General features: G+C 65.5%; 21 protein-coding genes. 9 read left to right on the top strand and 12 right to left on the bottom strand.

The features are described from left to right. Positions 1 to 68: 68 nt before the first annotated feature. The 3 genes from nudB to AC1D2H_RS00910 all read right to left on the bottom strand — a co-directional run bounded on the left by nudB (position 69) and on the right by AC1D2H_RS00910 (position 2,154). Positions 69 to 545: a dihydroneopterin triphosphate diphosphatase gene (gene nudB / locus AC1D2H_RS00900; protein ID WP_477933159.1), complete on the bottom strand. Its 477-nt coding sequence runs from the start codon at positions 543 to 545 to the stop codon at positions 69 to 71. A 19-nt stretch (positions 546 to 564) separates the two neighbouring features. Then, positions 565 to 1,365 carry a CsgG/HfaB family protein gene (locus AC1D2H_RS00905; RefSeq protein WP_477933161.1) on the bottom strand — a complete coding sequence of 267 codons (801 nt, stop codon included), beginning with the start codon at positions 1,363 to 1,365 and terminating at the stop codon, positions 565 to 567. Between the two features lie 120 nt (positions 1,366 to 1,485). Next, positions 1,486 to 2,154, bottom strand: coding sequence for a response regulator (locus AC1D2H_RS00910; RefSeq protein WP_478009547.1), 669 nt, complete (start codon positions 2,152 to 2,154; stop codon positions 1,486 to 1,488). A gap of 355 nt (positions 2,155 to 2,509) precedes the next feature. Between AC1D2H_RS00910 and AC1D2H_RS00915 the strand changes: the two genes are divergently transcribed. After that, positions 2,510 to 4,216, top strand: a complete 1,707-nt coding sequence (locus tag AC1D2H_RS00915) for a sensor histidine kinase (RefSeq protein ID WP_478009548.1) — start codon at positions 2,510 to 2,512, stop codon at positions 4,214 to 4,216. A gap of 3 nt (positions 4,217 to 4,219) precedes the next feature. Here the strand turns inward: AC1D2H_RS00915 and aspS are convergent, their stop codons facing one another. From aspS to AC1D2H_RS00945, 6 genes are all read right to left on the bottom strand, one after another. Then, the gene (gene aspS / locus AC1D2H_RS00920; protein WP_477933168.1) at positions 4,220 to 6,013 is read right to left on the bottom strand and encodes an aspartate--tRNA ligase; all 1,794 of its coding nucleotides are present in this window, start codon (positions 6,011 to 6,013) and stop codon (positions 4,220 to 4,222) included. Positions 6,014 to 6,100: 87 nt separating this feature from the next. Beyond that, the gene (locus AC1D2H_RS00925) at positions 6,101 to 6,769 is read right to left on the bottom strand and encodes a DUF502 domain-containing protein (protein ID WP_478009549.1); all 669 of its coding nucleotides are present in this window, start codon (positions 6,767 to 6,769) and stop codon (positions 6,101 to 6,103) included. An 11-nt stretch (positions 6,770 to 6,780) separates the two neighbouring features. Further along, entirely contained in the window at positions 6,781 to 7,080 is a 300-nt protein-coding gene (locus AC1D2H_RS00930) for an FmdB family zinc ribbon protein (protein WP_477933172.1), read from the bottom strand. Between the two features lie 45 nt (positions 7,081 to 7,125). Beyond that, positions 7,126 to 8,589, bottom strand: coding sequence for a high affinity choline transporter 1 (locus AC1D2H_RS00935; RefSeq protein ID WP_478009550.1), 1,464 nt, complete (start codon positions 8,587 to 8,589; stop codon positions 7,126 to 7,128). A gap of 67 nt (positions 8,590 to 8,656) precedes the next feature. Further along, positions 8,657 to 10,222 carry a ubiquinone biosynthesis regulatory protein kinase UbiB gene (gene ubiB, locus AC1D2H_RS00940; RefSeq protein WP_478009551.1) on the bottom strand — a complete coding sequence of 522 codons (1,566 nt, stop codon included), beginning with the start codon at positions 10,220 to 10,222 and terminating at the stop codon, positions 8,657 to 8,659. Further along, positions 10,219 to 10,773, bottom strand: coding sequence for a hypothetical protein (locus AC1D2H_RS00945; RefSeq protein ID WP_478009552.1), 555 nt, complete (start codon positions 10,771 to 10,773; stop codon positions 10,219 to 10,221). The genes ubiB and AC1D2H_RS00945 overlap by 4 nt, the downstream gene beginning before the upstream one ends. Positions 10,774 to 10,905: 132 nt before the next feature. Between AC1D2H_RS00945 and AC1D2H_RS00950 the strand changes: the two genes are divergently transcribed. The 8 genes from AC1D2H_RS00950 (at position 10,906) to rfbC (ending at position 19,470) form a co-directional block, all read left to right on the top strand. Next, the gene (locus tag AC1D2H_RS00950; protein ID WP_478009553.1) at positions 10,906 to 12,294 is read left to right on the top strand and encodes an undecaprenyl-phosphate glucose phosphotransferase; all 1,389 of its coding nucleotides are present in this window, start codon (positions 10,906 to 10,908) and stop codon (positions 12,292 to 12,294) included. After that, positions 12,284 to 13,534 carry a hypothetical protein gene (locus AC1D2H_RS00955; protein ID WP_478009554.1) on the top strand — a complete coding sequence of 417 codons (1,251 nt, stop codon included), beginning with the start codon at positions 12,284 to 12,286 and terminating at the stop codon, positions 13,532 to 13,534. The genes AC1D2H_RS00950 and AC1D2H_RS00955 overlap by 11 nt, the downstream gene beginning before the upstream one ends. Then, on the top strand, positions 13,534 to 14,553 hold the full coding sequence (gene galE, locus AC1D2H_RS00960; protein ID WP_478009555.1) for a UDP-glucose 4-epimerase GalE: 1,020 nt from the start codon (positions 13,534 to 13,536) through the stop codon (positions 14,551 to 14,553). The genes AC1D2H_RS00955 and galE overlap by 1 nt, the downstream gene beginning before the upstream one ends. 16 nt (positions 14,554 to 14,569) lie before the next feature. Then, positions 14,570 to 16,003, top strand: coding sequence for a mannose-1-phosphate guanylyltransferase/mannose-6-phosphate isomerase (locus AC1D2H_RS00965; RefSeq protein WP_477933185.1), 1,434 nt, complete (start codon positions 14,570 to 14,572; stop codon positions 16,001 to 16,003). A gap of 78 nt (positions 16,004 to 16,081) precedes the next feature. After that, positions 16,082 to 17,137, top strand: a complete 1,056-nt coding sequence (rfbB, locus tag AC1D2H_RS00970; protein ID WP_478009556.1) for a dTDP-glucose 4,6-dehydratase — start codon at positions 16,082 to 16,084, stop codon at positions 17,135 to 17,137. Between the two features lie 4 nt (positions 17,138 to 17,141). Further along, positions 17,142 to 18,023: a dTDP-4-dehydrorhamnose reductase gene (rfbD, locus tag AC1D2H_RS00975; RefSeq protein ID WP_478009557.1), complete on the top strand. Its 882-nt coding sequence runs from the start codon at positions 17,142 to 17,144 to the stop codon at positions 18,021 to 18,023. An 8-nt stretch (positions 18,024 to 18,031) separates the two neighbouring features. Then, a complete protein-coding gene (gene rfbA / locus AC1D2H_RS00980; RefSeq protein WP_478009558.1) occupies positions 18,032 to 18,916 on the top strand; it encodes a glucose-1-phosphate thymidylyltransferase RfbA in 885 nt (294 codons plus the stop codon). Between the two features lie 2 nt (positions 18,917 to 18,918). Continuing rightward, a complete protein-coding gene (rfbC, locus tag AC1D2H_RS00985) occupies positions 18,919 to 19,470 on the top strand; it encodes a dTDP-4-dehydrorhamnose 3,5-epimerase (RefSeq protein ID WP_478009559.1) in 552 nt (183 codons plus the stop codon). A gap of 70 nt (positions 19,471 to 19,540) precedes the next feature. Here the strand turns inward: rfbC and AC1D2H_RS00990 are convergent, their stop codons facing one another. The 3 genes from AC1D2H_RS00990 to AC1D2H_RS01000 form a co-directional block, all read right to left on the bottom strand. Beyond that, complete coding sequence (locus AC1D2H_RS00990; protein ID WP_478009560.1) at positions 19,541 to 20,644, bottom strand: nucleotidyltransferase family protein; 1,104 nt, start codon at positions 20,642 to 20,644, stop codon at positions 19,541 to 19,543. A 73-nt stretch (positions 20,645 to 20,717) separates the two neighbouring features. After that, positions 20,718 to 22,043, bottom strand: coding sequence for a UDP-glucose dehydrogenase family protein (locus AC1D2H_RS00995; protein WP_478009561.1), 1,326 nt, complete (start codon positions 22,041 to 22,043; stop codon positions 20,718 to 20,720). Between the two features lie 67 nt (positions 22,044 to 22,110). Then, complete coding sequence (locus AC1D2H_RS01000; protein WP_478009666.1) at positions 22,111 to 23,118, bottom strand: NAD-dependent epimerase; 1,008 nt, start codon at positions 23,116 to 23,118, stop codon at positions 22,111 to 22,113. Positions 23,119 to 23,129 lie beyond the last annotated feature (11 nt).

Raw genomic sequence — 23,129 nt, forward strand, 5'->3', positions numbered from 1 at the left:
GACGCCCGGCCGCCCGAAATCGCTGAGCGCCCCCTCGGGGGGCAGAGAACGGAGTGAGCGTGGGGGCTTCATAGGGTCGTGGCTGTAGCGCTGAAGCGGGGCAGCTGAAGAACAGCCTCGGCATTCGACGGCGAGAAACAGCGGTCCGCAGCCTCATGCCAGGGCAGCCAGAGCCACGATAGATGCTCGCGCGGGGCGAGCGTGGGCGTCAACGCCGCAGGCAGTTGTAGGCCGAAGACGTGTTCGGTATTGCGCGTGACGCCGGGGGCGTAGCGATGCCGCCAATGCGGATAGATGTCGTAGACGTTGGCGAGATTCCAGTCGCGCAGCTCGCCGCCCAGGGCGCCGATATCGAAGCCGGTTTCCTCCAGCACCTCGCGCCGCGCGGTCTCGGCGGCAGGCTCGTCCAAGGCATCCTTGGAGCCCGTGACGCTCTGCCAGTAGCCCGGGTGGTCGGCCCGCTCGATCAGCAGCACCTGCAGATCGGGCGTATGGATGACGACGAGGACCGACTCGGGAATCTTGAAAGGCTTGGCCAACTGCATGGCCAAAGCATAGATTCCTTTAGCCCCCTTGTTGCTTGCGTCGGGCCACCTCGGGCGGCAGCTCCTTGGCCTGCAGCTCGCGTACCTGGGCGACGAGCTGGTTGTGGGCGTCCAGGAAGGCCGCGGCGATGACCTTGCCCTCGTTGGAATTGCTCCAGCCGGCACCCGCCGCGCCGCCCAGTTTGCCCAGCACGGCACCGCCCACGCCGAGGTCTGCCACCTCGACCGAGCCGGTGGACGCGGCGACCTGCTCGGTCGTCTCGTTGTCGGTCAGCAGCAGGGCCGCCTGGGCCTGCTTGAGCTTGACCTGCTCGGCCGCGCCGACGAGCTTGTTCAGATAGGGGATGGCCTGGAGGATGCCGCCGATCTGGCGGCCGGCGTCCTGCTCGCTGAAGGTCAGGCTGGGCGTCAGGCTGTACTGGGCCTCGTAGCCCTTGCCCTTGCTGACCGTGTTGCCCTGCTGGCGCAGGATGCCGGCTTCCTTGAGCTCCTGCTCGCGCACGGTGGCCTTGAGCCCCGCGGCACGGTCGACGACGCGAAAACAGCCGCTCTGCTGGGCCAGCAGGCGCACCAGCGGCACGGGGCTGGACGGCAACTGGTAGCTGCTGGAGTAGGCATAGCCATTGGGGTTCTCGACCAGGGCCAGCGTGGCGACGGGGGCGTCGCATTTGACGAGTTCGCGGCTGGCCTTGTGGGCACCGGCGGGGCCGGCCGAGCCGCTGATGACCGAGCCCCCATCGCCCAACGTGGTGGACGACTTGCCGCAGCCCGCGAGCAGCAGGACGACGGCGGAAGCCAGGATGGAGCGGACGACGTTCATGCGGGTCACCTCAAGATACAGACGCGAGAGTCTGCCCTCGCCATCGCGCCCCCATGCCCCAGGGACGGGGGACATTCCCCCTGAGCGGGGGCGTAAAAAAGCCCGGCCGCGGTGCGGCAGTCACAGACGGGTGTCGATCAGGCCCAGGCGGCTGGCCTCATACACAGCTTCATTCTTGGAGTGCACTTCCAGCTTGCTGTAGACATTGCGGATGTGGGTTGCCACCGTGTTGCGCGAGATGCCTTCCAGGCCGGCAATCTCCGCATAGCTGAAGCCCTGGGCAATGCGGGTCAGCATCGTCAGTTCCTTCGCCGACAGATGCACTGCCAGCGGATCCGCAGCCGTCTCGCTGGTTGGAGCCGGGGCATGCAGGGTGCCGAGCACGAGCCGGGCCACCACCGGCGTGATCGGTGATCCGCCGCGGGCCAGTTCATGGATGTGCTCCACCACCTCGGCGCCGACGCTGTCCTTGAGCAGATAGCCCTTGGCCCCGGCTTTCAGGCTGCGCAGCACATGGGACTCATCCTCGTACATCGTGATCACCATCACCTGGCAGCGGGGGTGGCGGTGCACGCAGTAGGTGATGATCGCCAACCCCGGCAGGTCGGGCAGGCCCAGATCGCAGAGCAGCACGTCGGGCGCCTCGTGCTCCAGCCACTTCAGCGCGGTTCGGCCATCGTCGAATTCGGCGACCAGCAGCAGCGAAGGGTCCTGGGCCACGGCCTCGACAAGGCGGCGCCGGGTCACGGGTTCGTCCTCGACGATGGCGATGCGCAGAGGTGGGCTCATGGAAGCGATCCTAGGCGCGGGGTCGGGGAGGCGCACTACCGAAAACTGCTGAGTCCGGCCCGCCGTACAGGCCCGCTAGGTGAGTTCCGCATCGACAAATCGAATTTCGCCCGTAACGTGAGCCATGGTCGCTTCAGCCCATCGTGTCGCCAGGTGGCTGCTGCTCGCCATCCTGCTGGCGCTGCAGGCCGCCTGCGGCCCGYCTCAGGGGCCGCTGCAGGACCTCACCGAAGCCCAGTTGGAATCCATGCCAGGCACGGGCACTGGCCCGAGCACAGAAGCGAGCACCACCCAGAAGGTGTCCCTGCCCCACGTCTGGAACCCCGCAGGGATGTCCGGGCAATACCGCTACCGCATGGCCTTCAGCGTCCCGCCCGAGGCCCTGGTGAGCGGCTGGGGGCTGTACCTGCCGCGGGTGGGCAACCGCTTCCACGTGAGAGTCAATGGCCAGGTGGTGGCGCGTTTCGGCGACCTGCGCGCTGTCGATGTCGATCACGGCATGGAGCCGCAGTATGTGTACATGGCGCCCGACACGCTGCGCGCGGGCAGCAACGAGCTCGTGCTGGAAGTTGCCGGAGAGATGGCCGGGTTCGCCGGGGTTTCGAGGCTCACGGTAGGTCCACCCGACGAAGTCCGTGCCCGCTACGAGTGGCGCGACTTGCTCCAGAGCAAGAGCTCCTACGCGGACATTGCGACTTCGCTGCTGTTCGCCATCGCCGCCATACCGCTGGCGTGGCGCTCGCGGGACCGGGCCATGCTGCTGTTCTGCGCCGCCTGTCTCTTCGGCGCGCTGTGCGTCTCCTTCAGGCTGGTCGTGCGGCCACCCTTGCCCCATGACTGGTGGGGCCTGCTCACCGATGCAATCTATATCTGCTATCTGCTTTGCCTGGCGGCCTTCTGCGCCGAGACCGTGATCCTGCGCGGACGTGCCGTGCGGGGAATGATGGCCACACTGACCCTCGCATCGCTGGTCTGCATTCCCTGGTACAGCCTCTGGCGCAACGCGCTGGTGCACCAGGTCTGGCTGACGGTCGTGCTGGCCTTCTCGGTGCTCTTGTGCCTGATGGTGATCTGGCAGTGGTTCCGGGTACGAAACCGTGAATCGGCCATCCTGGCCGTGGCGGGCGCCGGGGCGGTGTCCATGGGAATCTATGACCACTGGCTGGTTTTCTACAGCAGCGACGGCTTCTCCTCCCTGACCATCTCCCGCTACTCGCAATTGCTCTTCCTCATCGCCATGGGTTGGCTGTTGTTGGAACGTCAGCGCCGCCAGGAGGCTGTCTTGCAGCGCGCCCGGGAGGGCATGTTGACCGAAGTGGCCGAGCACCGGGCTCGCCTGGAGCAGCGGTTCGACGAGCAGCAGGCCCAGGCGCACCTGAAGCTGCAGCGCCAGGAGCGCGACCGGATCCTTTGCGACATCCACGACGGCATGGGGCTGCAACTGCAGGCGCTGCTGGCCCAGGTGGAGTCCGGCGACCTGAAGCGTGACGACCTCGTTCACGAGGTACGCACCGCCATCGAGCAGATGCGCATGCTGGTCAGCAATACCGAGCAGTTCGACGGCGACCTGCTGATGCTGCTCGGCCAGATCCGCCATCAGGTGGAGCGTCGCCTCAAGCACAGCGGTGTCCGCACGCAATGGCATTGCACGCTGGCGCCGGACAGCTATTCGCTGGACGGTGCACGCTGCATCGCGCTGCAGCGCCTGATCTTCGAGCTGACGACCAATGTCGTGCGCCACGCGCAGGCCCGAACGCTCTCGGTCAGCATCGAGCCGGATGCGCAAAGCGCTGGCGCCTGGGTGCTGAGCTTTTGCGATGACGGCATCGGCTTCGATCCCGGTACGGCAGGTTTTGGCAGCGGCATGCGCTCTCTCGCGCGCCGGGCGGCCGATATGGACGCACGCGGTGAGTTCATCGCTGGGCGGCCGCAAGGCACTTGCTATGTGCTGCACATGGCGCCTACGTCATCCCTTGCGGCAGACGCGCCAAGCGACTCGCTGACTCAAGCTCGCCAGCAAAAAAAGGGCGCCACATGGGCGCCCTTTTCAGCTGAGAGATGAAGCTCAGGCGGCCGTGCCACCCGCATTGCGCAGGCGGATGTGCAGCTCGCGCAGCTGCTTCTCGTCGACCAGCGACGGCGCGCCGGTCAGCAGGCACTGGGCGCGCTGCGTCTTGGGGAAGGCGATGACGTCGCGGATGGAATCGGCCTTGGTCATCATCGTGACGATGCGGTCCAGGCCGAAGGCCAGGCCACCGTGCGGGGGGGCGCCGTACTGCAGCGCGTCCAGCAGGAAGCCGAACTTGATGCGCTGGTCTTCCGCGCTGATGTTCAGCGCCTCGAAGACCTTGGCCTGCACCTCGGCGCGGTGGATACGCACCGAGCCGCCACCCAGTTCCCAGCCGTTGAGCACCATGTCGTAGGCCTTGGCGATGCACTTGCCCGGGTCGGACGTCATCAGGTCCTCATGGCCGTCCTTGGGGGCCGTGAACGGGTGGTGAACGGCCGCCCAGCGGTTGTTCTCCTCGTCGTGCTCGAACATCGGGAAGTCGACCACCCACAGCGGCGCCCAGACGTCGTTGAACAGGTCGTTGGCCTTGCCGAACTCACTGTGGCCGACCTTCAGGCGCAGCGCGCCGATGGCGTCGTTGACGACCTTGGCCTTGTCGGCGCCGAAGAACAGCAGGTCGCCGTCCTGGGCACCGGTGCGCTTGAGGATCTCGGCAACGGCTTCGTCGTGCAGGTTCTTGACGATGGGCGACTGCAGGCCTTCACGGCCCTTGGCCACTTCGTTGACCTTGATCCAGGCCAGGCCCTTGGCGCCGTAGATCTTGACGAACTCGGTGTAGGCGTCGATCTCGCCGCGGCTCATGGACGCGCCCTTGGGCACGCGTAGCGCGACGACGCGACCGCCCGGCGTGGTGGCCGGGCCGCTGAAGACCTTGAAGTCCACCGTCGTCATCGCATCGGTCAGCTCGGTGAACTCGAGCTTGACGCGCAGGTCGGGCTTGTCGGAGCCGAAGCGGTGCATGGCTTCCGCGTACTTCATGACCGGGTAGTCGCCCAGCTCGACGTTCAGCGCCTTGCGGAAGACGTGGCGGATCATGCCCTCGAACATCGAGCGGATCTCTTCCTCGGTCAGGAAGCTGGTCTCGATATCGATCTGCGTGAACTCGGGTTGGCGGTCGGCGCGCAGGTCCTCGTCACGGAAGCACTTGGTGATCTGGTAGTAGCGGTCGAAGCCCGACACCATCAGCAGCTGCTTGAACAGCTGGGGCGACTGCGGCAGTGCGAAGAAGTGGCCGTCATGCACGCGGCTGGGCACGAGGTAGTCGCGCGCACCTTCGGGCGTGGACTTGGTCAGCATCGGCGTTTCGATGTCGACGAAGCCATGCTCGTCCAGGAACTTGCGGACTTCCATCGCGACGCGGTAGCGCAGCATCAGGTTGTTCTGCATATAGGGGCGGCGCAGGTCCAACACGCGGTGCGTGAGGCGGGTCGTCTCGCTGAGGTTCTCTTCGTCGATTTGGAAGGGGATGGGCACCGACGGGTTCAGCACCTCGATCTCGTGGCACAGCACTTCGATCTTGCCGCTGACGAGGTTGGCGTTCTCGGTGCCGGCCGGGCGGGCGCGCACCTTGCCGACGATCTTGAGGCAGAACTCGCTGCGGACGTCTTCGGCGATCTTGAAGCTGTCGGCGCGGTCGGGGTCGCAGACGATCTGGACCAGGCCTTCGCGGTCGCGCAGGTCGATGAAGATGACGCCACCGTGGTCACGGCGGCGATGGGCCCAGCCCATCAGGGTCACGGTCTGGTCGAGCAGCTTTTCGCTGACTTGGCCGGCATAGCAGGTACGCATGGGATTTCTCCGAATTCTTTTCAGGGGATGTTCTTGGGGCGCTGGCGAGCTCGCTCGGCTCTCAGGATTGAACGCCTGCCGGGGCGCTCAACCCAGCTGATTTCGTGTATCGGCCAATGCCGCGTCCGGATGCGGCAGCGGGGCGACGGTGCCCATGGAGATGATGTACTTGAGCGCCTCGTCCACCGTCATGTGCAGCGGCTTGACGTCGGCGCGCGGCACGATGAGGAAGAAACCCGACGTCGGGTTCGGCGTCGTCGGCACATAGATGCTGACATGCTCCTGCTCCAGATGGCAGGCCACCTCGCCGCTGGGGGAGCCGGTGACGAAGGCGATGGTCCAGGAGCCGGCGCGCGGGTATTGCACCAGCACGGCCTCGCGGAAAGCGTTGCCGCTGCTGGAGAACAGCGTGTCCGACACCTGCTTGACCGAGCTGTAGATGCTCTTGACGATGGGGATGTGGGACATCAGCCGGTCCCACTGCGTCAGCAGCCACTGGCCGAAGATGTTGGCCACCAGCACGCCCGTGGCCAGCAGGCCGCCGACCAGGATCACCAGCCCCAGACCCGGCACATGGCGGAGTTCCAGGATGGCCGTGCTCAGCGAGGCCGGCATGACCAGGGCCAGCGCCGCCAGCATGGAGCCGAACACGCCGTTGACGACGTCCAGCACCTGAGCCAGCACCCAGATGGTGATGGCCAGCGGCAGCCAGACGAGCAGGCCGGCGACCAGGTATTTGCGGAGAGATGCGCCCACGAAACTTCCGGTCAGTGGCAGGCGCAGGAGCCGCCGCAGGGGGTGGAGGAGGACGAGGCCGAAGCTTCGGTCTTGGGCGCCTCAGGCTTGGTCGCATCGGCGGCGGCTGGGGCCGCAGGCGCGGACGAGCCACCCTTGAAATCGGTCGCGTACCAACCCGAACCTTTCAGTTGGAAGCCGGCGGCGGTGACCTGTTTGGAGAAGCTCTCGGCCGCGCAGGCCGGGCAGGTCGTCAGCGGCGCGTCAGACAGCTTTTGCAGCACGTCCTTGGCGTGGCCACAGGCGCTGCAGCGGTAGGCGTAAATCGGCATGATGGGCTCGTGTGAGGCGCAAAGCCCGCCATTTTAAGGGACAGCTCAGCCGTGGGGCTGCAGATGGTGGCTGACGTGCTCGCGGCGGTCGGTCAGCACCTGGGGCATCAGCGAGCCGACCACCATGCCGACCAGCGCCGCCAGCAGCCCGGCGAGTTGCCCCGGGAAGACTTCGCCCCAGGTCGTCACCTGCGGGAAGAAGGCCACCCAGACGGCGATGCCGGCAAAGATGGAGAACACGGCGCCCTGGGTCGTCGCCCGGCTCCAGTACAGGCCGAACACCAGCGGCACGAAGGCGGCGACCAGCGTGACCTGGTAGGCGGCGCTGACGAGGTCGTAGATGGACGTGCCCTGCAGCGCGATGGCATAGGCCAGCACGGCGAAGGCGAAGATCACCAGCGTCACGCGCATCGCGACGAGAGACTGCTTGTCGCTCATGCCGGGCCGGATCTGCTTCAGGATGTTCTCGACGAAGCTGGTCGTCGGCGCCAGCAGCGTGGCCGACGAGGTGCTCTTGATGGCCGACAGCAAGGCGCCGAAGAACAGGATCTGCATGAACAGCGGCATATGGCCCATGACGAAGCTGGGCAGCACGCGCTGGTAGTCGTTCTGGGCCAGTTCCAGCGCCTTGTCACCCATGACGGCCACGGCGGCCAGCACGATGAACATGGGCACGAAGGCGAAGGCGATGTAGCTGAAGCCGCCGATCATGGCGCCGCGCTGGGCGGTTTTCGAATCCTTGGCGGACATGACGCGCTGGAACACGTCCTGCTGCGGGATGGAGCCCAGCATCATCGTCAGGCCCGAGCCGAGGAACATGGCCATCTCGGTGAAGGTCGGGTTGGGCAGGAAGCGGCCCAGGTCGCGGCTCTTGGCCAGGGCCAGCACCTTGTCCGCGCCGCCGGCCAGGTCGGAGGCGAACACCGCGATGACACTCAGGCCGATGACCAGCACGATCATCTGGATGAAGTCCGTCCAGGCCACGGCCAGGAAGCCGCCGATGACGACATAGACCAGCACCGCCAGCAGGCCGACGACCATGCCGGACTGCGGGCTCATCGCGCCGTCGGTCAGGATGTTGAACACCAGCCCCAGTGCCGTGACCTGGGCCGCCACCCAGCCGAGGTAGCTGAGGATGATGGCCAGCGAGCAGAACACCTCGACGCCCTTGCCGAAGCGCTGGCGGTAGAAGTCGCCAATGGTCAACAGGTTCATGCGGTACAGCCGGGCGGCAAAGAAGGCGCCCACCAGCACCAGGCATAAGCCGGCGCCGAAGGGGTCCTCGACGACGGCGCCCAGGCCGCCCTGCACGAATTTGGCCGGCAGGCCCATCACCGTTTCGGCACCGAACCAGGTCGCGAAGGTGGTCGTGACCACCATGATCAGCGGCAGGCTGCGGCCGGCGACGGCGAAGTCGCTGGTGTTCTTGATCCGTGTGCCGGCCCAGACGCCGATGCCCAGCGTGCCGAGCAGGTAGAGCACGACGAAGACGATGAGCGTGGTGTTCATGAGCGTGGAAGCGGGCGAAGGGCCGAAAATTTGGCGCGGATTATGAAGGCGCCGCCATGAATGCGCCCTAAGGGCTGATGCCCAGAAAGCGCACGGTCAGCCAGGCCACGGCCACGCCGATGGCGAAGCCGGCCGCACCCCAGAGCAGGCCGGACAGCAGCCGGTTGGTGCGGCGCAGCTCGCGCACCAGGGCCCGTGTGTCGGCGTCGTCGCGGCGCTGGGCCTGGCCCTTGAGGGCGTCGTGCAACAGGCGCGGCAGCTCAGGGATGAGCTGGGCAAAGCGCGGCGCTTCTTTCTGCAATTGCTTGGCCAGGGCCGGCCAGCCGACCTGCTCGTTCATCCAGCGTTCCAGGAAGGGCTTGGCGGTCGCCCAGAGGTCGAGCTCGGGGTCGAGCTGCCGGCCCAGGCCTTCCACGTTGAGCAGAGTCTTCTGCAGCAGCACCAGCTGGGGCTGGATCTCGACGTTGAAGCGGCGCGAGGTCTGGAACAGGCGCAACAGCACCTGGCCGAGGGAGATGTCCTTCAGCGGCCGGTCGAAATGAGGCTCGCAAACCGCCCGGACCGCGCTCTCGAGCGCATCGACACGGGTCTCGGGCGGCACCCAGCCGGAGGCGATGTGCAGCTCGGCGACGCGCTTGTAGTCGCGTTGGAAGAAGGCGATGAAGTTCTGCGCGAGGTAATCCTTGTCCACCTCGGTCAGCGTGCCCATGATGCCGAAGTCCAGCGCCACGTAGCGGCCGAAGGTCTCGGGCGCCAAGCTCACCTGGATATTGCCAGGGTGCATGTCGGCGTGGAAGAAGCCGTCGCGGAACACCTGGGTGAAGAAGATGGTGACGCCATCGCGGGCCAGCTTGGCGATGTCGATGCCAGCCGCCTCCAGCGCCGGGCGGTGCGAGATCGGCACGCCCTTCATGCGCTCCATGACGATGACTTCGGAGCGGCACAGGTCCCAGTGCATCTCGGGCACCAGCACCAGGTCCAGCCCGTCCATATTGCGGCGCAGCTGGGCGGCGTTGGCGGCCTCGCGCACCAGGTCCAGCTCGTCATGCAGATAGGTGTCGAACTCGGCGACGACCTCGCGCGGTTTCAGGCGCCGGCCGTCGGCCGAGAAGCGCTCGATCCAGACGGCGAGTTTGCGCATCAGCGACAGGTCGTCGTCGATGATGTCCAGCATGCCCGGGCGCAGCACCTTGACGGCGACTTCGCGGCCGTCCTTCAGCGTCGCGAAGTGGACCTGGGCGATGCTGGCACTGGCCACCGGCTCGGCGTCGAAGCTGGCGAACAGCTCCTCCAGCGGCCGGCCGCCGAAGGCGCGCTCGACCAGCTCGCGCGACAACGCCGCCGGAAACGGCGGCACGCGGTCCTGCAGCTTGGCCAGCTCCAGCGCCACGTCCTCGGGCAACAGGTCGCGCCGTGTCGACAGCACCTGGCCCAGCTTGACGAAGATGGGTCCCAGCGCCTCCAGCGCAAGCCGCAGCCGCACGCCGCGCGGCTGCTGCCAGCGGCGGCCGAACCGGGTGGCCCGCCTCAGCAGCTGGAAACGCCGCCGGCGCAGGCCCGACAGGGCCAGTTCATCGAGACCGAAGCGCCAGACCGTCCACAGAATGACCAGCAGCCGCGAGACAAACCTCATGCGCCGCCACCGGCCGTCGTCGTCGCGAAACGCGCGGCCATGCCCGACAGCGTGCGCCGCAGCGTGCGACCGAACTGGGCCAGCTGGCGGGCGGGCAAGGGCCCGACGATGCCGGCCAGGTCGTCCTCGATGTCCCAGCGCAGGTTGTCCATCAACCAGTGCATCTCGCCGGCAAAAGCGGCATCGCCCTGCACGCCGACGGTGGGCGCCTCACCGGTGAAAGCACCCAGGGCCAGCTTGGCGGGGTTGGAGGCGTCGATCTCGATGCGCAGGCCACCGGCGCCCGGCGGCGGGGCATCCAGCCGCTCGAACAGGCCGGCGGGCGTAACACCCAGTACCAGATCGGGAGCGGCCGGCAACAAGGTCGGCCAACCGGCCAGATGGACGACCAGGCCCCGCCCGGCCAGCGGCTTCAGGCGCTGCGCAGCGATGGGCTCGCGCGACACGACATGGTTGATCAGCAAAACGAGGCGGTCCTGCAGAGCGGGCATCAGCAAGGGTGCGATGGACGGCAGAGGAGGCAGGGGCGGCATGGACCAGGACGCAGACATACACAAGATTGTAGGCAGCGGACCATGAACAAGGGACGCGAACGGCTCGGTTGTCAAATTTGTTGGTAGAGAATCCCAGATCCATTTTCAGCCCCGGGTAGACCCTAGCCGAGGGCCACCAGACCCATCACGATGTTTGAGGACCGCAGCTACAAGAGGACGTTCTACAGCGCGCCGCAGTCGGTCGAATCCCTGATCGCCGCCTTCCTGGAGCCCGGCATCATCGTTCTGACCTTCCTTCTCGTGAACGGCCATTTCGACGAGCCGGTGCTGCGTCCCACCCTGACGCTGTGCCTGCTGGTCTTCGCCCTCACCTTCCCGGGCCGCAACCGCTTCAGCGACCACCCGGCCAGCGCCCTCGTCGACGTGCTGTCCTCCTGGCTGGTGCTGCTGGGCATCCTGCTGCTGTGCGGCTACGCGACCAACAGCCTGCATTACTTCGAGAATGAAGTCCTGCTTTGGTGGGCCATCATCACCCCCATCGCGCAGATCGCCGCCATCGAGACGGGCCGGCGCATCCAGCAATGGCGGGCACGCGACCCGAGTGCGAGGCGCACGGCCGTGGTCGTCGGCGCCGGGGCGCTGGGCCACAAGGTGGCGCGCGCCCTGCGCGAATCCCAGGGCGTCATCTGCCTGGGCTATTTCGACGACCGCGCACCTGAGCGCCTCCACCCTGAAGCTGGCGCCTCCATCCTGGGCACCCTGGCCCAGCTAAGCGAGTTCGTGCGCGACAAGGGCGTGCGCGAGGTCTACATCACCCTGCCCCTGGGCTCCCAGCCCCGCATCGTCGAGTTGCTGGAACAGGTGCAGGGCACGACGGCCTCGCTCTTCTTCGTGCCCGACGTGTTCGGCATCAGCATCATCCAGGGCCGCCTGCAGGACATCTCGGGCGTGCCTGTCGTCGGCATCTGCGAGACCCCGTTCACGGGCACCAACCAGCTGATCAAGCGCGTCAGCGACATCGTGCTGGCCGCGCTGATCCTCGTGCTGATCTCGCCGCTGCTGCTGGCAGTCGCCATCGGTGTCAAGCTCAGCTCGCCCGGCCCCGTCATCTTCAGGCAGCGCCGCAATGGCCTGGATGGCGAAGAGATCATCGTCTACAAGTTCCGCTCCATGCGCGCCCTGGACAACGGCACCGTCGTCAAGCAGGCCACCAAGGACGACCCGCGCATCACCCGCTTCGGCGCCTTCATCCGCCGCACTTCGCTGGACGAGTTGCCGCAATTCATCAACGTGTTGCAGGGCCGCATGAGCATCGTGGGGCCGCGCCCGCACGCAGTGGCGCACAACGAGGAATACCGCAAGCTCATCAAGGCCTATATGGTTCGCCACAAGGTCAAGCCCGGCATCACGGGCTGGGCACAGGTGAACGGCCTGCGTGGCGAGACCGACACCATCGACAAGATGATTGCACGCGTCGAATACGATCTCGAATATCTGCGCAACTGGTCGCTGGCCCTCGATCTGCAGATCATTCTGCGGACGGTGAGGTTGGTGATTTTTGATCGCCATGCCTATTAAGCCCTTTCGCCGTTGCCCCCGTCGGGCGTTGCTTGCGCCGCTGCTCGTCACTCTGGCGTCGATTCAATCCGCGCAGGCTCAGACGGACGACACGACGCCCTTCTATGTGGGCGGTTCGTTGGGCGTGACCCATGTCTCCAACGTGTACAGGCAGTCGACGGCCACCAACAACGACAGGGTCACCAGCGCCGGCCTGCTCGGCGGCATTGACCAGAAATTCGGTCGTCAACATCTGACCCTGGACGGCTCGGTACAAGACAACCGCTATGCCGAGAATCGCGACCTGAACAACCTGTCCTACACCTTGCGCACTGCGCTGAACTGGCAGACGGTGGGGGATCTTTCGGGTGTGCTGAGTGCCAAATCAGAGCGCTCTCTTGCAGACTTCAACATCGGCAGTGGCGTCGATCCCATCCTCAAGAAGAACACCGAACGAGAGGATGAATACCAAGCATTGGCGCGCCTCGGTGTCGCCACGCGATATACCCTTGAAGGAAGCTGGTCTTACCGTCGCCGAAACTTCAGTGCCTCGGAATACGACCGCTTCAGTTTTCAGCAGAACACGGGCTCCCTCGGCATCTATGCCACCCCGGCAGGGAATGTCCGCCTGGGACTGGTAGCAAGGCACACCAAAGGCAAGAACCCGCGCTTTCCCGTCGGCTTGGCCCTTGATCCAGCCACCTTGAAATTCGTCGTCATCACCGAGCCCAACGATTACACCCGCGACGACTTCGATTTCACGACGAAATGGAGTACGGGCGGCCACAGCACGTTGAACACGCGCGTCAGTCGCAGCAAGGCCAAGAACAGCCTGAACAATCTAACGCGGGACTTCAGCGGCACGACGGGCTCCATCGGCTGGAACTGGCAGCCTACAGCCAAGGTGCAGCTGAATCTGCAATACGCCCGTGATACCGGCCAGGAAAGCTTGGTTCAGGCCGCGGACCTGAACCGCGTCTATACCACCCAGCAACTGGGTGGCAGCTACGCCCTCACCAGCAAGCTCAGCCTGAGCGCCAAGGTCAACCGCAATCACGGCACCCGGACCAGCGCGACGGGCGCCACCCTGGCGGACGCGTTGGATGACTTCAAGACCTATAACGTCGGCGCTCGCTGGGCTTTCTCCCGCGGCATCAGTCTTGGCTGCCAGTACGACCATGCCAGCCGAGACAGCAGCGTGCCGCAATACGTCTACACCGCCAGCAGCTATGGCTGCACTGCCCAAGCCATCCTCTTCTGATGACCACCGTCCTGCTCACCGGTGCGGCCGGCTATATCGCCTCGCACACCTGGCTCGCCCTGCAGCATGCAGGTTATCGCGTCGTCGGCGTGGACAACTTCGTCAACAGCTCGCCCATCGTGCTGGAGCGTCTGGCCGAACTGGCCGGCGCGCCCATCGAATTCGAACGCGCCGACGTCTGCGATGCGGCCGCCATGGACGAGATCTTCGGCAGCTACAAGCCGGCAGCCGTCGTGCATTTCGCGGCCTACAAGGCCGTCGGCGAATCGGTCAGCCAGCCGCTGGCCTACTACCGCAACAACCTCGGCGGCCTCGTCAACACCTGCGAGGTCATGAAGCGCCATGGCTGCATGCGCATGGTGTTCAGCTCCAGCGCCACGGTCTACGGCGCGCCCGAGAAGCTGCCGCTGCGTGAAGACGCGCCCACCTCGTCGACCAACCCCTACGGCGCCACCAAGCTGATGGGTGAGCAGATCCTGCATGACCTGGGCGTCGCCGAACCCAGCTGGCAGACCGCCTGCCTGCGCTACTTCAACCCTGTCGGCGCCCACCAGAGCGGCCGCATCGGCGAAGACCCGCGCGGCACGCCCAACAACCTGATGCCCTATGTCGCCCAGGTCGCCGTCGGCCGGCGCGACCGACTCTCCGTCTTCGGCAACGACTACCCGACGCCCGACGGCACCGGCGTGCGCGACTACATCCACGTGAGCGACCTGGCTGAGGGTCATGTTGCTGCATTGCGCTGGTTGCTTGGCAACCCAGGCTCGTTGACGGTCAACCTCGGTACCGGCCAGGGCTACAGCGTGCTGGACCTGGTGCGCGCCTACGAGACCGCCAGCGGGCGCAGCGTGCCCTATGAAATCGTGCCGCGCCGTCCGGGTGACATCGCGGCCTGCTGGGCCGACCCGACGCTGGCCCGAGATACCCTGGGCTGGGAAGCCAAACTCGACCTCGCCCGCATGTGCGAGGACAGCTGGCGCTGGCAGCACCACAATCCCCACGGATTCAAACCTGCCTGACACCGGCAACACAACAATGATTCAGGTCCAACCCGTCATCATGGCCGGCGGCTCCGGCACCCGGCTTTGGCCGCTGTCGCGCAGCGGCTATCCCAAGCAATTCCTCGTGCTGTCCGGCAACGAAAGCCTGTTCCAGCTGGCCGCCCGCCGTCTGGCCGCGTTGGCCTCACCCGAGTTCGAATTGGCCGGCCCCTGCATCGTCGGCAACGAGGAGCACCGCTTCCTGGTGCTGGACCAGCTCCGCGAAACCCGGCTGGAGCCCAGCAGCGTGCTGCTGGAGCCGCTGGGCCGCAATACGGCGCCGGCCCTGACGCTGGCAGCGCTGGCCGCACTCGAGGGCGGCCAGGACCCCGTCCTCGTCGTGACACCCGCCGACCAGACCGTCACCAACGCCGCCGCCTTCACGGCCGCGCTGCAGGACGCCGTCCGAATCGCCGCCGAAGGTGCCATCGCCATCCTCGGCATCACGCCAGACCGCCCCGAGACGGGCTATGGCTATATCCGCACGGCGGGTGACGCCGCCGGCCTGGCCGTCGCGCAATTCGTCGAGAAACCCAATCTCGAAACCGCCGAGCGCTATCTGGCCGAAGGCGACTACTACTGGAACAGCGGCATGTTCGTGCTGCGCGCCAGCGTCTGGATGAAAGCGCTGGAGCGCTTCCGCCCCGACATCGCCACCGCCACGCGCGCCGCCTGGGCCGTGCGCAAGACCGACGCCAAGTTCGTCCGCCCGGGCAAGCCCGAGTTCGCCGCCGTGCCCAGCGAATCCGTCGACTATGCCGTCATGGAGCGCTGCCCAGGCACCGACATCCCGCTGCGCATGGTGGCGCTGGATGCCGGCTGGAATGACCTGGGCGCCTGGGAAGCGGTCTGGCAGGTGGCCGAGAAGGACGAGAACGGCAATGCCTTCGTCGGTGACGCGCTGATCGCCGACAGCAAGAACACCCTGGTGCACGCCACCAGCCGCCTCGTCGGCGTCGTCGGCCTGACGGACATCGTCGTTGTCGAGACGGCCGACGCCGTGCTGGTCAGCGACCGTTCGCGCAGCCAGGAGGTCAAGCAGATCGTCAACCGCCTGGGCGCCGAGCAGCGCGGCGAGCACGCCCTGCACCGCAAGGTGCACCGCCCCTGGGGCTGGTACGACAGCATCGACTCGGGTGAGCGCTTCCAGGTCAAGCGCATCATGGTCAAGCCGGGCGCATCCTTGAGCCTGCAGATGCACCACCACCGCGCGGAGCACTGGATCGTCGTCAGCGGCACGGCCGAGATCGTCAACGGCGACAAGACCATCCTGCTGACCGAGAACCAGTCCACCTACATCCCGCTGGGCCAGACTCATCGCCTCGCCAACCCGGGCAAGGTGCCGCTGGAGATCATCGAAGTCCAGTCGGGCTCCTACCTCGGCGAGGACGACATCGTCCGCTTCGAAGACACCTACGGGCGGACCTGAAAGCCCCGGCTTTTCGGCGCCATCGACGGCGCCGGAGCGCCTACGATGCGTCGTTCGAGCTCCATTGAGAATGACGACATGACGATCCTGGTCACCGGCGGCGCCGGTTTCATCGGCAGCAATTTCGTGCTGGACTGGCTGGCGCAAATCGATGAGCCGGTGGTCAATCTCGACGTGCTGACCTATGCCGGCAACCTCGAGAACCTGTCCGCGCTGGACGGCGACGCCCGCCACCTCTTTGCCAAGGGCGACATCTGCGATCGCGCGCTGATTGACCAGCTGCTGGCCACGCACCGCCCGCGCGCCATCGTCCACTTCGCGGCCGAGAGCCATGTGGACCGCTCCATCCATGGCCCCGGCGCCTTCATGAAGACGAATGTCGACGGCACCTTCACGCTGCTGGAAGCGGCACGCGCCTACTGGGGCGCTCTGGAAGCCGAGGCCAAGGCCGCCTTCCGCTTCCACCATGTGTCGACCGACGAGGTCTATGGCTCGCTGAAACCCAACGATCCGCCCTTTGCCGAGACGAACGCCTACGAGCCCAACAGCCCCTACTCGGCCAGCAAGGCCGCCAGTGACCACCTCGTGCGCGCCTGGCACCACACCTATGGCCTGCCGGTCGTCACGACCAACTGCTCGAACAACTACGGGCCCTATCACTTTCCCGAGAAGCTGATCCCGCTGATGATCGTCAACGCGCTGGCAGGCAAGCCCCTGCCCGTCTACGGCGACGGCCAGCAGATCCGCGACTGGCTCTATGTGACCGACCACTGCAGCGGCATCCGCGCCGTGCTGGCCGGCGGCAAGCTGGGCGAGACCTACAACATCGGCGGCTGGAACGAGAAGGCCAACATCGACATCGTCAAGACGGTGTGTGCGCTGCTCGACGAACTCAAGCCCTCGGCGGATGGCCCTTATGAGCGCCTCATCACCTATGTGAAGGACCGCCCCGGCCACGACCGCCGCTATGCCATCGACGCGCGCAAGATCGAACGCGAACTCGGCTGGCGCCCGGCCGAGACCTTCGAGACCGGCATCCGCAAGACGGTGCAGTGGTATCTCGATCACCCGGACTGGGTCGCTCGCGTGCAGAGCGGCGCCTATCGGGATTGGGTCGCCAAGCAATACGACTGAACCGATGAAGATCCTTCTCCTCGGCAAGGGTGGCCAGGTCGGCTGGGAGTTGCAGCGCTCGCTGGCCGTGGCCGGCGAGGTCGTGGCCATGGACCACGACGACGGAGCCGACTTCACCCAGCCTGAATCCCTGCTGGCGCGCGTCAGGGCCATGGCCCCCCAGGTCATCGTCAATGCCGCGGCCCACACCGCCGTCGACAAGGCCGAGAGCGAGCCCGAGCTGGCGCGCCAGATCAATGCCACCGCGCCTGCCCTGCTCGCCATCGAGGCCAAGCGCATGGGTGCGCTGCTGGTGCACTATTCGACGGATTACGTCTTCGACGGCAGCGGCACCCATGCCCGCGACGAGGAGGCCGCCATCGGCCCCTTGAGCGTCTACGGCGCGACCAAGGCTGAGGGCGAGGACGCCATCCGCGCCAGCGGCTGCCAGCACCTCATCCTGCGCACCAGTTGGGTCTACGCCGCCCGCGGCGGCAATTTCGCCAAGACCATGTTGCGTCTCGCCGCCGAGCGCGAGCAGCTCAAGGTCATCGCCGACCAGATCGGCGCGCCCACGGGGGCCGAGCTGCTGGCTGACCTGACCGTGCCCATGCTGCGCGCCGCCCGCGTGAACCCCGCGCTGACCGGCACCTATCACGCCGTCGCCGACGGTGCGGTGAGCTGGCATGACTACGCCCGCTTCGTCATCGAATTCGCGCGAGCCCGTGGCGCCAGCATCAAGGTGACGCCGGGGCAGATCCTCGCCATCCCGACAAGCGATTACCCGACGCCCGCAAAGCGCCCCTTGAACTCGCGCCTGGCCACCACCAAGCTGCAGCAGCGCTTCGGCCTCACCCTGCCGCCTTGGCAGCAGGGCGTGGAACGCATGTTGAACGAAATTCTCTGAGGTCTCCGATGAAAAACCGCAAGGGCATCATCCTCGCTGGCGGCTCCGGCACGCGCCTGCATCCAGCCACGCTGGCCATGAGCAAGCAGTTGCTGCCTGTCTACGACAAGCCGATGGTCTATTACCCGCTGACCACGCTGATGCTGGCGGGCATTCGCGACATCCTGCTGATCAGCACGCCACAGGACACACCCCGCTTCGAGGCCCTGCTGGGCGATGGCTCGCGCTGGGGCCTGAACATCAGCTACTGCGTGCAGCCCAACCCCGATGGCCTGGCCCAGGCCTTCATCCTCGGGCGGGACTTCGTCGGCGGCTCGCCAAGCGCCCTGGTGCTGGGCGACAACATCTACTACGGCCAGAGCTTTGGCGGGCTGCTTGGCAGCGCCACCGCTCGCGAGCAGGGCGCCAGCGTCTTCGCCTACCACGTGACCGATCCGGAGCGCTATGGCGTCGTCGAGTTCGACAAGCAGTTGCAGGTTCTGTCCATCGAAGAAAAGCCCAAGCACCCCAAGAGCAATTACGCCGTCACGGGCCTGTATTTCTACGACGAGCAGGTCTGCGACATCGCCGCCAGCATCAAGCCGAGTGCGCGTGGTGAGCTGGAGATCACCGACGTCAACGCGCACTACCTGAAACAAGGCCAGCTCAGCGTCGAGATCATGGGCCGGGGCTATGCCTGGCTCGACACCGGAACGCATGACAGCCTGATGGAGGCCGGCCAGTTCATCGCCACGCTGGAGAAACGCCAGGGTCTGAAAGTGGCCTGCCCGGAGGAAATCGCCTTCCGCTCGGGCTGGATCAGCGCCACACAGCTCGAGGCGCTCGCCCAGCCGCTGGCCAAGAACGGCTACGGCCAATATCTGCTCAAGCTGCTGTCGGACCTGGCCAACTGACCATGAAAGCGACGCCCACCAGCCTTCCAGAAGTCCTGCTGATCGAACCCAAGGTATTTGGCGACGCGCGTGGCTTCTTTCTGGAAAGCTGGAACGAGACGCGCTTCAACGCAGCCGTGGGCTACGACGTGAAGTTCGTGCAGGACAACCATTCACGCTCCTCGCGCGGCGTGCTGCGCGGCCTGCACTACCAGCTCGCCCCACATGCCCAGGGAAAGCTCGTGCGCTGCGTGAGTGGTGCGGTGTTCGACGTCGCCGTGGACTTGCGCCGCTCCAGCCCCAATTTTGGCCGCTGGGTGGGCTACGAGTTAACCGCCGAAAACCAGCGCCAGGTCTGGATTCCACCTGGCTTCGCCCATGGCTTTGTAGTCATCAGCGAAACCGCGGATTTCCTCTACAAGACCAGTGGCCACTACGCGCCTGAGCACGAGGGCGCGGTGCGCTGGGACGACCCGACGATCGGAGTCGCGTGGCCTTTGGAAGGCATAACGCCACAACTCTCCGCCAAGGACGTGGCAGCGCCACCGCTGCACCAAGCCCGGCACTTCGACTGAGCCAGTCTGCCCGCTCAGGCGAAGATGTACGACATCGGTGCATTGCTTTCGGCCTAGGCCCGAACAAGGTTCAGGCGCGCGCGTCGCCCCAACGCAGCGGCGTCACTTCATCGCCGACATAGCTCGTATGGCCGGTGCGGTCGACGCAGTATTGCGGCGAAATGATCATTTCACGCACAGTCATGCCTTCGCCGATGCGGGTGTGCTCGATGAGCACGGAACGCTCAACGATCGAGCCGGTGCGCAGATGGGAACCGTGGCCGATCCAAGTCGGTCCAACCACACGGGCGCCCGGCTCTATGCGCACGTTGGAGCCGATATAGACCGGCCCCTCGATATGCACCTTGTCCCAGTCCACCGAGGTGTTCAAGCCCACCCACACCTGAGGCCGCACCTCGCGCCCTGGCATGTCCATCTGCGCTGCACCTCCGGCCATCACCTGCTGGGTCACCGCCCAGTAGTCTGTCACTCGGCCAATATCGATCCAGTTGAACGGGCGCTTCTGCGCGAAGAAGGGAAGGCCCTTCGCCACCAGCAGCGGAAACAGCTGGCTTCCGATGTCGAATTCGACACCGGGCGGTATCAGGTCCAGCACCGCTGGCTCGAAGATATAAATGCCGGTTGAGGCCAGCGTGCTCTTGGCATCCTCGGGATTCGGCTTTTCCTGGAAAGACGTCACCCGACCATCGGCATCAGCGACAACGATGCCGTAGCTCTTCGTTTGCTCACGAGGCACATCCAGTGTGACGACGCTCGCAATCGCGCCCTTGGCCTTGTGTTCAGCCACGGCCGCCTCGATGTCGAGATCGATCACCGCATCGCCGCACAGCACGATGAAGGTCTCATCGAAGAAACCGCCGAAGTCCTGAATCTTGCGCATGCCTCCGGCCGAACCGACGGGTTTGCATATCACCTCGCCCTGCTCTCGCACACCTTCATAGGAATAGCCGAGCTCGACGCCCCAGCGGTGGCCAGACCCGAAGTAGTTCTCGATCTTCCAATGCATGAAAGCCACGTTGACCATGATCTGCGTGACGTCGTAGCGCGCCAGATGCTCGACCAGGTACTCCATGACCGGCTTGCCGAGGATCGGCACCATCGGTTTGGGTGTGTGCTTCGTCAACGGACGCACCCGCGTTCCCTGGCCCGCAGCCAGGATCATTGCTTTGGCCATGCCGGCCTCCTAACATAGTGATGAGTGCACAGAGGCAAGCAAGCGTCAGGCCTGCCAAGCGCAGCTAGGGGGGTCAACCGCGGCCGATGCCGCGATAGTCGATACCCAGCGCCTTCATCAGCTTGGGGTCATAGAGGTTGCGACCATCGAAGACCACAGGCGCCTTGAGCGTCGACTTGATGGCGTCGAAGTCCGGCGTGCGGAACTCCTTCCATTCGGTCACGATCAGCAGCGCGTCGGCGCCCTGCAGCGCCGCCTCGGCACGCTCGACCAGCGTCACGTCGTCGCGCGGGCCGATCACGCGGGCCGTCTCCGGCATCGATACCGGGTCATAAGCCGCCACGGTCGCACCGCGCCGGGTCAGTTCATCGATGATGACCAACGACGGCGCCTCACGCATGTCATCAGTATTGGGCTTGAAAGCCAAGCCCCAGATGGCGAAGCGGCGGCCCTTGAGGTCGTTACCGAAACGCGCGACGACCTTGTCGACCAACACGCGCTTCTGGCGCTCATTGGCCTCCTCTACGGCCGTCAGCACCTTCAGTGGGATGCCGTTGTCGGCGGCGGTCTTGACCAGCGCCTTGACGTCCTTCGGGAAGCAGGAGCCGCCGTAGCCGGCGCCCGCATACAGGAACTGGTAGCCGATGCGCGGATCTGAGCCGATACCGCGACGCACCAATTCGATGTCGGCGCCGACGCGCTCGGCCAACAGGGCCAGTTCGTTCATGAAGCTGATGCGGGTAGCCAGCATCGCGTTGGCGGCGTACTTGGTGAACTCGGCGCTCTTCACGTCCATGACCAGCATGCGGTCCTGGGTGCGATTGAAGGGCGCATACAGGGCACGCATCAGCAGCGTGGCCTGCTCATCGTCGGAGCCGATGATCACGCGGTCCGGCTTCATGAAGTCTTCGACCGCTGCGCCTTCCTTCAGAAACTCGGGGTTGGAGACCACCGCATAGGCCATGTCACCCAGGCCGCGCTTTTCGAGCTCTTCCTTGACCGCGGCGCGGACCTTGTCGGCCGTACCGACCGGCACCGTGCTCTTGTCGACGATGACCTTGTAGTCCGTCATGCGCTGGCCGATGGAGCGGGCCGCAGCAACCACGTACTGCAGGTCGGCCGAACCATCCTCGTCCGGCGGCGTACCAACGCCGATGAAGAGCAGCGTGCCATGCTGCACGGCCATGTCCACGTCGGTCGTGAACTGCAGGCGGCCGGCCGCCACGTTGCGGCGCACCACTTCCAGCAGGCCGGGCTCGTGAATGGGGATCTCACCGTCATTCAGGACACGGATCTTTTCGGGATTCACGTCCAGGCAAACCACGTGGTTACCCATCTCGGCCAAGCAGGCCCCAGTGACCAAGCCGACATAGCCGGTGCCGATGGCGGTGACTTTCATTCTCTATCCTCGTGCAAAAAAGCGGTTCACCCGTTTTTAACGCAAGCGAATGACAGCCCCCGGGGAATCACACCTTGTAGTAGTCCCGATACCAGGCTACAAAGCGCCGAATTCCATCTGGTACGGGCATCGCTGGCCGAAACTCCGTCCAGGCCGCCAGTTCCTCGACATCAGCATGCGTGGCCGGCACGTCGCCGTCCTGCATCGGCATGAAGTTCTTGACCGCTTCCTGCCCCACCGCCTGCTCGATGGCCTCGATGAAGCTCATCAGCTGGATGGGCGCGTGGTTGCCAATGTTGAAGACGCGATAGGGAGCGCTGGAGCGCGCCGGGTCGGCCTTGTTGGGGTCGTAATCGGGATCGGCCGTGGCCGTGCGGTCCAACACGCGCACCACGCCTTCGGCGATGTCGTCGACATAGGTGAAATCGCGAATCATCTTGCCGTGGTTGAACACGTTGATAGGCCGCCCCTCGATGATGGCCTTGGTGAACAGGAAAAGCGCCATGTCCGGCCGACCCCAGGGCCCGTACACCGTGAAGAAGCGCAGGCCCGTCGTCGGCAACCCAAAAAGGTGCGAGTAGGTGTGTGCCATCAGCTCGTTGGCCTTCTTGGTGGCCGCGTAGAGGCTGATGGGATGGTCGACGCTGTGATGCTCGGAGAACGGCATCAGCGTGTTGCCACCATAGACGCTGGAGCTGGACGCATAGGCCAGGTGCTGCACGCCGCCATGACGGCAGCCTTCCAGGATGTTGGTGAAGCCAACAATATTGCTGTCGATGTAGGCGTGCGGGTTCTCAATGGAGTAGCGTACCCCTGCCTGGGCAGCCAGATGAACGACGCGGTCGAAGCGCTCGTCAGCAAAGAGCTTGGCCATCCCGGCGCGGTCCGCCACATCCATGTGCACGAAGCTGAAACCGGGATTGGGTGTCAGGCGAGCCAGGCGGTCGTGCTTGAGCTGGGGGCTGTAGTAGTCATTGAGGTTGTCGAGGCCAACGACCTGGTCGCCCCGCGCCAGCAGAATCTGGCTGACATGCATGCCGATGAATCCGGCGGCTCCGGTGACAAGTACCTTCAAGGTGATTCCTA

Source organism: Roseateles sp. P1_C1_2 (genome assembly GCF_056406535.1).

What these genes read in the sequence shown, in the direction of transcription:
- rfbC (WP_478009559.1), top strand. Translation starts at nt 18,919, where the DNA reads ATGAAAGCGACGCCCACCAGCCTTCCAGAAGTCCTGCTGATCGAACCC.
- nudB (WP_477933159.1), bottom strand. Translation starts at nt 545, where the DNA reads ATGCAGTTGGCCAAGCCTTTCAAGATTCCCGAGTCGGTCCTCGTCGTC.
- AC1D2H_RS00935 (WP_478009550.1), bottom strand. Translation starts at nt 8,589, where the DNA reads ATGAACACCACGCTCATCGTCTTCGTCGTGCTCTACCTGCTCGGCACG.
- AC1D2H_RS00990 (WP_478009560.1), bottom strand. Translation starts at nt 20,644, where the DNA reads ATGGCCAAAGCAATGATCCTGGCTGCGGGCCAGGGAACGCGGGTGCGT.
- AC1D2H_RS00965 (WP_477933185.1), top strand. Translation starts at nt 14,570, where the DNA reads ATGATTCAGGTCCAACCCGTCATCATGGCCGGCGGCTCCGGCACCCGG.
- AC1D2H_RS00915 (WP_478009548.1), top strand. Translation starts at nt 2,510, where the DNA reads ATGGCCTTCAGCGTCCCGCCCGAGGCCCTGGTGAGCGGCTGGGGGCTG.
- rfbA (WP_478009558.1), top strand. Translation starts at nt 18,032, where the DNA reads ATGAAAAACCGCAAGGGCATCATCCTCGCTGGCGGCTCCGGCACGCGC.
- galE (WP_478009555.1), top strand. Translation starts at nt 13,534, where the DNA reads ATGACCACCGTCCTGCTCACCGGTGCGGCCGGCTATATCGCCTCGCAC.
- rfbD (WP_478009557.1), top strand. Translation starts at nt 17,142, where the DNA reads ATGAAGATCCTTCTCCTCGGCAAGGGTGGCCAGGTCGGCTGGGAGTTG.
- AC1D2H_RS00955 (WP_478009554.1), top strand. Translation starts at nt 12,284, where the DNA reads ATGCCTATTAAGCCCTTTCGCCGTTGCCCCCGTCGGGCGTTGCTTGCG.
- aspS (WP_477933168.1), bottom strand. Translation starts at nt 6,013, where the DNA reads ATGCGTACCTGCTATGCCGGCCAAGTCAGCGAAAAGCTGCTCGACCAG.
- AC1D2H_RS00945 (WP_478009552.1), bottom strand. Translation starts at nt 10,773, where the DNA reads ATGTCTGCGTCCTGGTCCATGCCGCCCCTGCCTCCTCTGCCGTCCATC.
- rfbB (WP_478009556.1), top strand. Translation starts at nt 16,082, where the DNA reads ATGACGATCCTGGTCACCGGCGGCGCCGGTTTCATCGGCAGCAATTTC.
- AC1D2H_RS00905 (WP_477933161.1), bottom strand. Translation starts at nt 1,365, where the DNA reads ATGAACGTCGTCCGCTCCATCCTGGCTTCCGCCGTCGTCCTGCTGCTC.
- ubiB (WP_478009551.1), bottom strand. Translation starts at nt 10,222, where the DNA reads ATGAGGTTTGTCTCGCGGCTGCTGGTCATTCTGTGGACGGTCTGGCGC.
- AC1D2H_RS00930 (WP_477933172.1), bottom strand. Translation starts at nt 7,080, where the DNA reads ATGCCGATTTACGCCTACCGCTGCAGCGCCTGTGGCCACGCCAAGGAC.
- AC1D2H_RS00910 (WP_478009547.1), bottom strand. Translation starts at nt 2,154, where the DNA reads ATGAGCCCACCTCTGCGCATCGCCATCGTCGAGGACGAACCCGTGACC.
- AC1D2H_RS00950 (WP_478009553.1), top strand. Translation starts at nt 10,906, where the DNA reads ATGTTTGAGGACCGCAGCTACAAGAGGACGTTCTACAGCGCGCCGCAG.
- AC1D2H_RS00995 (WP_478009561.1), bottom strand. Translation starts at nt 22,043, where the DNA reads ATGAAAGTCACCGCCATCGGCACCGGCTATGTCGGCTTGGTCACTGGG.